This is a genomic window from uncultured Pseudomonas sp. (assembly GCF_913777995.1).
In the GTDB taxonomy this organism is placed as follows: domain Bacteria; phylum Pseudomonadota; class Gammaproteobacteria; order Pseudomonadales; family Pseudomonadaceae; genus Aquipseudomonas.
The window spans coordinates 23345-31970 of the sequence record NZ_CAJYVE010000027.1 but is presented as its reverse complement, the minus strand read 5'-3'; the positions used below and the strand labels follow the sequence as shown (position 1 = coordinate 31970).

5 protein-coding genes and 1 pseudogene are annotated in these 8626 nt (G+C 64.9%); 2 read left to right on the top strand and 4 right to left on the bottom strand.

Annotated features, from left to right (window positions below; genetic code table 11):
- Both QZ497_RS12020 and QZ497_RS12015 read right to left on the bottom strand, forming a co-directional pair.
- Positions 1–668: pseudogene (locus QZ497_RS12020) on the bottom strand (aminoglycoside phosphotransferase); the annotation flags it as partial.
- A gap of 52 nt (positions 669–720) precedes the next feature.
- Entirely contained in the window at positions 721–1752 is a 1032-nt protein-coding gene (locus tag QZ497_RS12015; protein WP_295474903.1) for an ABC transporter substrate-binding protein, read from the bottom strand.
- A gap of 226 nt (positions 1753–1978) precedes the next feature.
- On the opposite strand from QZ497_RS12015, the gene QZ497_RS12010 reads away from it, so the two are divergent.
- A complete protein-coding gene (locus tag QZ497_RS12010; protein ID WP_295474900.1) occupies positions 1979–2713 on the top strand; it encodes an SDR family oxidoreductase in 735 nt (244 codons plus the stop codon).
- 253 nt (positions 2714–2966) lie between these two features.
- On the opposite strand, the gene QZ497_RS12005 is transcribed toward QZ497_RS12010, so the two are convergent.
- Positions 2967–3872, bottom strand: a complete 906-nt coding sequence (locus tag QZ497_RS12005) for a LysR family transcriptional regulator (protein ID WP_295474897.1) — start codon at positions 3870–3872, stop codon at positions 2967–2969.
- Between the two features lie 159 nt (positions 3873–4031).
- Between QZ497_RS12005 and QZ497_RS12000 the strand changes: the two genes are divergently transcribed.
- Complete coding sequence (locus tag QZ497_RS12000; protein WP_295474895.1) at positions 4032–5456, top strand: gamma-aminobutyraldehyde dehydrogenase; 1425 nt, start codon at positions 4032–4034, stop codon at positions 5454–5456.
- Between the two features lie 126 nt (positions 5457–5582).
- Here QZ497_RS12000 and QZ497_RS11995 read toward each other — a convergent pair whose 3' ends face one another.
- Positions 5583–8540, bottom strand: a complete 2958-nt coding sequence (locus QZ497_RS11995) for an aminotransferase (protein WP_295474892.1) — start codon at positions 8538–8540, stop codon at positions 5583–5585.
- Positions 8541–8626: the final 86 nt, after the last annotated feature.

Sequence of the window (8626 nt, the reverse complement as noted above, 5' to 3'; positions counted from 1 at the left end):
ACTTGCTGCTCTGGGACATGCAACACGCCGCGCGCCTGCGGCCATTGCTCGAACACCTGCCCGAAGGCGACATGCAGCGCCTGGTCGGCCAGGCGCTGCATGTCGCCTTCGGGCAGGTGTTCGAGCAATGGCCGCAGGCGCGCGGCGTGTTGCATGTCCCAGAGCAGCAAGTGATTGGCCGCCGGGTGCTCGAAGCCCTCCAGCGCCCGGTCGAAGCGCGCCAGGGCTTGGCCCATTGCTCGCCGCAGGGCGGGACCGGGTTGCGCCACTTGGCTGAGAGGCTGGCCTTCGACGAACGACAGCAGCCTGGCCAGCAGGCGTTGCTCACCGACCCTCGCCTCGACCTGCAGGCGGCCACAGGTAGTCGGGTGGATACGCTGCACCGGCAGCGTCGGGTCACGTTTGGCGATCCATTGCATGGCCTGGTTGTGAAAGTCGGTGACCTGCGGATCCTCCAGGGGGTTGGACAGCTTGAGCAGGCGCGCCTGGCCATCGCTGCGCAATACGCGGTAGTTGAGGTCGCGCTCGCCCCCCAGGCGCTGCAGCGTGCCGGAAAACGCGAAGTGCACGTGGAGCACCTGCTGTACCTGGGCGTTGCTCACCTGCGGCACCGGTGATTGCAGGATGGGGTCATGGATCATGGGCGGCTCGCTGGGGGCTGTTGGCATGGCGATGTCCGAAGCGTGGTGAAGCTCCCCCTCGGGGGAGCGGTTTACCCTGTCACTTGCTGGCCCAGGCATTGAAGCGCTCTTCGAGTTCTTCGCCGTTGTCGAGCCAGAATTCGGTGTCGGTGGCGCGGGCGTTGGCCAGGTTCTGGCGAGCGGTGGGCAGGTTGTTGGCCGTGGTGCGATCAAGCAGGTCCAGGGTGGCGATATTGCTTGGCCCGTAGGGAATGCGCTGCACGAAGCCTTTCTGTTGCTGCGCCTGGCTGGCGAAGGCAATGAACTGCTCGGCAGCGGCCTTGTGCTTGCTGCCCTTGACGATCGCCCAGTGGTCCAGGTCGTAGAGGCTGCCATTCCACTGAATGGCAAACGGCTGGCCCTCCTGTTGTGCACCGTTCACCCGCCCGTTGTAGGCCGAAGTCATGACTACGTCGCCTGCGGCCAGCCACTGCAAGGGCTGGGCGCCGGACTCCCACCATTGGATGTCCGGCTTGATCTGATCGAGCTTGCGGAACGCCCGGTCGACGCCTTCGCGGGTGGCGAGCACCTTGTACAGGTCTTCCTTCTTCACGCCGTCGGCCAGCAGGGCGAATTCCAGGGTGAACTTGGCGCCGCGACGCAGGCCGCGCTTGCCGGGAAAGCGTTTGGTGTCCCAGAAGTCGGCCCAGCTGCGCGGTGCGCTGGCCAACTTGCTGCTGTTGTAGGTCAGCACCGTGGACCAGATGAAAATGCCTACGCCGCACGGGCTGACCGCTTCAGGCAGGAAGGCCTCGCGGCGACCGATGGCCGGCCAGTTCAACTGCTCGAACAGGCCTTCGCTGCACCCGCGCAGCAGCTCGGGCGACTCCACTTCGACCACGTCCCAGGTGGTGTTCCCGGTGTCGGCCATGACCTTGATCTTGGCCATCTCGCCGTTGTAGTCGGCGGCCAGCACCGGGATCCCGGTCTTTTCCGTGAAGGGTTTGTAGAAGGCGCTGTCCTGCGCGTCTCGGTTGGTTCCGCCGAATGACACGACGGTCAGGGGCTCGGCAGCCATGGCCTGGCTGGCTCCGATACCAAGGGCTAACAATGCGGCGACGATCTTGCTCATGCGTGCTTTCCTCACAGGTCCTGGCTTGGCTGGCAGCGGGTACGTAATGGGAAGGAGTTCTTGTTGTCTTCTTTTGGCAGCATGTACAACGCCGGTCGTGGGGCTTGCCGGGTGGGCCGACTTTTTGATTGGAGTGAGTGACACGGCTCGGGCATTAGAGCATATTCGAAATATGATGCATCATAAATTTTACTGATTCTTGCGGATCATCCTGGAGAGTGCACAGATGGCTGAACAGAAAACCCTGCTGTTGACCGGCGCCAGCCGTGGTATCGGGCATGCCACCGTCAAGCACTTCAATGCCGCCGGCTGGCGGGTGTTCACTGCCAGCCGGCATGACTGGGTCGCCGAGTGCCCCTGGGCCGAAGGGCAGCTCAACCACATTCACCTGGACCTTGAAGACATCGACAGCGTGGTCGACAGCCTGCCGACGATTCGCGAGAAGCTCGGTGGGCGGCTCGATGCGCTGGTCAACAACGCCGGTATTTCGCCCAAGGGGCCGGAAGGTGAGCGCCTTGGCGTGCTGGAGTCGGACTACGCCGTGTGGCTGAAGGTATTCAACGTCAACCTGTTCGCCACCTCGCTGCTGGCCCGGGGGCTGTTCGACGAACTCAAGGCCGCGCAGGGCAGCGTCATCAATGTCACTTCGATTGCCGGTTCACGGGTGCATCCGTTCGCCGGCACCGCCTACGCCTGCTCCAAGGCCGCGCTGTCGGCGCTGACCCGGGAGATGGCGCATGGTTTCGGCCCGCATGGCATCCGCGTCAACGCCATTGCGCCGGGGGAGATCGAAACCTCGATCCTCTCTGCCGGCACCGATGTGATCGTCGAGCGTGACATCCCGATGCACCGTCTCGGCAAGCCGGAAGAGGTGGCGGCATTGATCCACTTCCTGTGTACGCGCGGGGCGTCCTATGTGAATGGCGCGGAGATTCATGTGAACGGTGGCCAGCACGTCTAGCGTCGTGCCTGCAGTGAATTTCCTGGCGCTTTCGCGGCTGAAGCCGCTCCCACCGAGCCACATGCCACTTAATCGAACAGTAACCGGGTAGGAGCGGCTTCAGCCGCGAAGCGACTGAATGTTCACAGCAGATGCAGTAAATTTCTCGGCGCTTTCGCGGCTAAAGCCGCTCCCGTCGGACCATATCGCGACCAACTGAACGGTATGGCGATTCATGCCGGTCCTGCAGGCCCGTTGCCGCGTTGCGCAAACCTCAGGAGCGCATCGGGTCCTTTTCGAACACCTGGCGCAGCACCTGCAGGTAGCGCTGGGCACCCAGGCCCAGGGGGCGGGACTTGATCCAGATCAGGTCGATCCACAGCCGCAGGCGGCTGGTCATGTTGTCGAAACGCACTTCGGCCAGGGTGCCGGCGTCGATCAGTGGCTGCACCAGCGGCTGCGGCAGGTAGGCCCAGCCCAGGCCGTTCTGCACCAGGTCCAGAGTCGCCAGATAGCTGTCGGTCAACCAGATGCGCCGCGACAGCACCATGCGCGGCTCGGAGCCGGTGGGCTCGCCAGAGGCCACGATGATCTGGCGCTGCTCGGCGAACTGCTCTTCCGCCAGTGGAACGCCATTGGCCTGGGCGGCGGGGTGGTTCGGCGCCACCACGGCGATCAGCAGTTGGCTGCCGGCTTCGAGGAACGATTCGCGCTCGTCGATGCCCGGGCGTTCGAACACCAGCGCCAGTTGCACTTCGCCGTCATACAGCAACTGCACGGCTTCGGCTTGGGTCGCCGAGCGCACTTCCACTTCCAGGGTCGGAAACTCCTGGGCCAGTACTTGCAATGGCTGGCTCCAGCGCCCGGTCTGCAGCTCCGGGGCCATGGCGATGCTCAGGCGCTTTTCCAGCCCCTGGTGGATTTGCAGGGCCTGAGCGTCCAGCAGGTTGAGCTGGCAGATCACCTGGCGCGCCTGCGGCTCCAGGGCCAGGGCGGCGCTGGTGGGCAGCGCCTTGCGCGTGGAGCGGTCGAACAGCACCAGATCCAGTTCGGCTTCGAGCTGGGCAATCGCCATGCTCACTGCCGAAGGGACCCGGCCGAGTTTGCGCGCCGCCGCCGAGAAAGAGCCCTTTTCCAGCACCGCAAGGAAGATGGCCAGTGAGTCACTGGAGAACGCCATTGTCAGAATTCCTGATGATGATCGACTGTTATTGACAGTAAATACGAGCATAGATTGGGCCTGCGCTACAACACGCTGCCCGAGGTGGAAGGCCGTCAGGTCGCTGCCAGCGAAGGCTTGCCTAAAAACGACAACGCACGTCCAAGCAAAGGTGATTCCATGCAAACCAGGATGCTCATCAACGGCGAATTGCACGAAGGGGCCGCCGGCCCTCAACCGGTTTTCAACCCGTCGACCGCCGAGGTGCTGGTCCAGATTGCCGAGGCCAGCAGCGAACAGGTCAATCAGGCCGTGGAAGCGGCTGCGGCGGCGTTTCCCGGCTGGTCGCAGAGCGCTCCCAAGGAACGTTCCGAAGTCCTGCTGCGCATCGCCGAGGTGATCGACCAGCATGCTGCGGAACTGGCGCGCCTGGAATCGAACAACTGCGGCAAACCCTACAGCGCTGCGTTGAACGACGAACTGCCCGCCGTCGCCGATGTATTCCGTTACTTCGCCGGTGCCTGCCGCTGCATGAGCGGCATGGCGGCCGGTGAGTACCTGCCGGGTCATACGTCGATGATCCGCCGCGACGCCATCGGCGTCATCGCGTCCATTGCGCCATGGAACTACCCGCTGATGATGCTGGCCTGGAAGATCGCTCCCGCGCTGGCCGCCGGCAACACGGTGGTGCTCAAGCCTTCGGAGCAGACCCCGCTGACCGCCCTGCGCCTGGGCGAGTTGCTCGCCGACGTGCTGCCGGCCGGGGTGCTGAACCTGGTCTTCGGGCGTGGCCCCAGCGTCGGCGTGCCGCTGACCCAGCACCCCAAGGTACGCATGGTTTCGCTGACCGGTTCCATCGCCACCGGCAGCCGCATCATCGCCAGCACCTCGGACGCGGTGAAGCGCATGCACATGGAATTGGGCGGCAAGGCACCGGTGCTGGTGTTCGACGACGCCGATGTCGACGAAACCGTGGCGGCGATCCGTGCCTTCGGTTTCTACAATGCCGGCCAGGACTGCACCGCGGCCTGCCGTATCTATGTGCAGGATGCGATCTACGATGAGTTCGTCAACAAACTGGGCGAGGCAGTCAGCAGCCTGCAGCTGGGTCTGCAGGATGACCCGCAGACCGAGCTGGGGCCGCTGATCACCGAGCAGCACCGGGAGCGCGTGGCCGGCTTCGTCGAGCGGGCGCTGGCATTGCCGCACACTCGCCTGGTCACCGGTGGCAAGGTGGCCGACCGCCCGGGCTTTTTCTTCGAACCGACGGTGATCGCCGACGCCCGGCAGGGCGACGAGGTCGTTCAGCACGAAGTGTTCGGCCCGGTGGTTTCGGTCACCCGCTTCAGCGACGAGGCGCAGGCACTGGCCTGGGCCAACGATTCGAACTACGGCCTGGCGTCATCGGTGTGGACCCGCGACGTGGGCCGGGCACACCGCCTCAGCGCGCAGTTGCAGTACGGCTGCACCTGGGTGAATACGCATTTCATGCTGGTCAGCGAAATGCCGCATGGCGGCCAGAAGTATTCGGGCTATGGCAAGGACATGTCCATGTACGGCCTGGAAGACTACACCGCGATCCGTCATGTGATGTTCAAGCACTGAGTCGCTAGCGCGTTAACGCACAAAGCCCGGGCATGTCCCGGGCTTTGTGTTTTCGGGTTCACCTCGATGAGGTACCGGCTTTGCTGGTCCGAGGTTTCGCCCCGCCCTACGGCGAGGCGCCCTCGCTCAGGCATACAGGTCGTGGGACAGGACCTGGTCGATGCTGTCGACGAAGTAGTCCACGCTTTCCCGTGTGGTGCACATCGGCGGCTTGATCTTGAGGATGTTCAGGTAGTCGCCGGTCGGCTGCATGAAGATCCCCAGGTCGCGCAGGCGGTTGCACAGCAGGGTGGTTTCCTCGGTGGCCGGCTCCAGGGTCTGGCGGTCGCGCACCAGCTCCAGGCCCAGGTAGAAGCCCGAGCCATGCGCTGCGCCACAGATGGGGTGTTTGTCGACCAGGCCTTCGAGGCGCGCCTTGAAGTAGCGGCCTACGTCGCGGGCGTTGTCCCACAGGCCTTCGTCGCGCATCACATCCAGCACCGCGATGCCGATACGGCAGCTCACCGGGCTGCCGCCGGCAGAGGAGAAGAAATAGCCCTCCGCTTCCAGCGCTTCGGCGATCTCGCGGCGGGTGATCACCACCCCCAGCGGCTGGCCGTTGCCCATGCCCTTGGCCATGGTGATGATGTCCGGCACCACGCCCTGTTGTTCGAAACCCCAGAAATGTTCGCCGAGGCGGCCGTAGCCGACCTGCACCTCGTCGGCGATGCACACGCCGCCACGGCTGCGCACCTGGGCATAGACCTCCTGCAGGTAACCGTCGGGCAGGGCGATGCCGCCGGCATTGCCGTAAACCGGCTCGCAGATGAACCCGGCCAACTGGCGGCCGGCGCTGTCGATGGCGTCCAGCTTGGCATGCACGTCGCGCAGGTAGCCGGCGGCACTGTCGGCGCCGCGGTAGCGGCCACGGAAGGTGTTCGGCGCTTCTACCGGGTGCACCCATTCCGGCCGGGTTTCCAGGGCCTGCGGGTTGTCGGCGATGGACGTGGAAATCGCATCGGTCGCCACCGACCAGCCGTGATAAGCCTCCAGCACGCTGAGCATGTCGCGCCCGCCGCTGAACGCCCAGGCCAGGCGGATAGCCAGGTCATCGGCCTCGGTGCCGCTGTTGACCAGGAACACTCGGTCGAAGCCTGGCGGGGCCAGTTCCAGCAGGCGCTCGGAGAACTCGGCGATGGCTGCGTAGTGGAAGCGCGAGTTGGTATTGAGCAGCGACCACTGGCGTGCCGACTCGGCGACCATGCGCGGGTGGCCGTGGCCGAGCACGGCGACGTTGTTGAGCATGTCCAGGTACGAGCGGCCCTGCATGTCGATCAGGTAGTTGCGCCAGCCGCGCTCGATGTGCGGCGGCTGGGCGTAATAGTGCTTCTGCGAACGGGCGAAGCTGGCGTCACGACGAGCCAGCAGCGCCTGCGGGTCGGGCAGCGGTGCGGCGTCGCAGTCGAAGCCCAGCAGCGCCTGGGGCGAAGGGCACAGGGTCAGCCACACCGGGGCATGCGATGGCACGGCAAAGAACGGCGGTTGCAGCTCGGTGTCCAGGCACAGTTGCACACTCAGCAGGGGACCGGTGGTGCCCAGCGGTTGCCCGGCGGCGATGGGCTGGCCGTGTTCCGGTTGCTGCTCCAGGCCACCGAACCACAGGCTCCAGTGCGCGGTGCGCAGCGCGCTGCGGCCGTTTTCGCCCTGTACCCAATGCCCGGCCTGCGGCGCCACTACGGCATTGCCGGGGGCAATGTGCAGCTCCACGCCCAAAGCGCAGGTGGCCGGCTCGTCAGTACGGTCGATGTGGGTCTGCGACAGGCGATACTCACCGTGCAGCGTGCAGCTCGGCGCGGGTTGGGCCAGCAGCAGGTCCTGGTCGAAACCGGGACGCTCCCAGTTGCCGGCCTCGTAGTGGCGGCTGAGCACGCCGAGGTCCAGGCGGTTGACGGCCTGGCCGGCCAGCGCGGGCAGCAGCGCAGCGCCGGTCAACTCGACGCTTTCAGGGCGCTGTCCGGCGGCCATGAGGATGGCGTTTTCCATGAGGGAGAAAGGCACCGCCATGGCCGTGCGCAGGATTTCCCATTCATGCACGATGTTGGTCTGCGTGTATTGGTTGCCGGGGTCGACCGCCAGTTGTTGCTCGCTGCTGAGCACCAAGATCACCGCACGGTTGATGATCATCGGCCACAGTGCGCGCAGCTCTTGTTCCTTGAGCGGGTTGATGGCCTGGTAGGCCTCGACGGCCGGCAGGATACGCAGCGGGTCGCCGCCCACATGGTGCAGCAGCGCGGCGCAGGTGACCGACAGGTCGGCGATGCGCCAGCTGTGGCACAGATCACCGAAGTCGATGACACCGCTCAGTTGCCATTGGTACTCGGCATCGCGCTGCCAGACCACGTTGTCATCGGTCACATCCAGATGTACCGCCTGCACCGGCAGGTGTGCGAGCAGCGGTTGCAGCTTGCTGGCGGCCAGCTGTGCGGCGCTTTCGACGTGCTGGCGTCGCTCGGGGTCCTGAACCACTGGCAACAGATCGGCGATCACGGCACTGGCGTGTCGGGGGTCCCACTGCAGGGTGCGTTCCAGCCCAGGGTGTTGGAAACCGGCCAGGGCGACATCGAGGCGCGCGCACAGGCTGCCGAGTTCGGCCATCAGGCGCGGTTCCAGGTGTTTGATACGGGTCACTGGCTGACCTTCGAGGAACTCCAGCAGTCGTGCGCGCAGGCTCTGCCCGCCGTATTCGACGCTCAGCAGGGTCTGCCCGTCGTTCGCGTTGCGCACCGCCGCCACCGGCAAGCCCTGTTCACGCAGGTACGCCAGTGCCGCATGCTGCGCCTCGATCTCGACTTGCGCGTAGCTGGCGTGGCAGACCTTGAGCACATGGCGACCCTGGGCGGTGTCGACACGGAAGTTCAGGTCCTGCTGGCTGCCCAGCGGGGTCAGTTGCGCCTCAATGCCATAGTGCGTGCGCAGCAGGTCGCAGGCCTGGCTCTCATCGAGTTGCGGCGATGGCAGCGAAGCGCGCTCGCGCAAGGCATCGAGCACCTGCGCTGAATGGGCGCTGGAAATGAGGGAATCTGGACGTTCTTGTTGAAGGGTCATGGGCTCCACCGATCTGTCGTGCAGTTGATGGAGCGCACTCTATTTCCGCTTAACCTGATGAAAAAAGTTGATTGTCGTCATAAAAA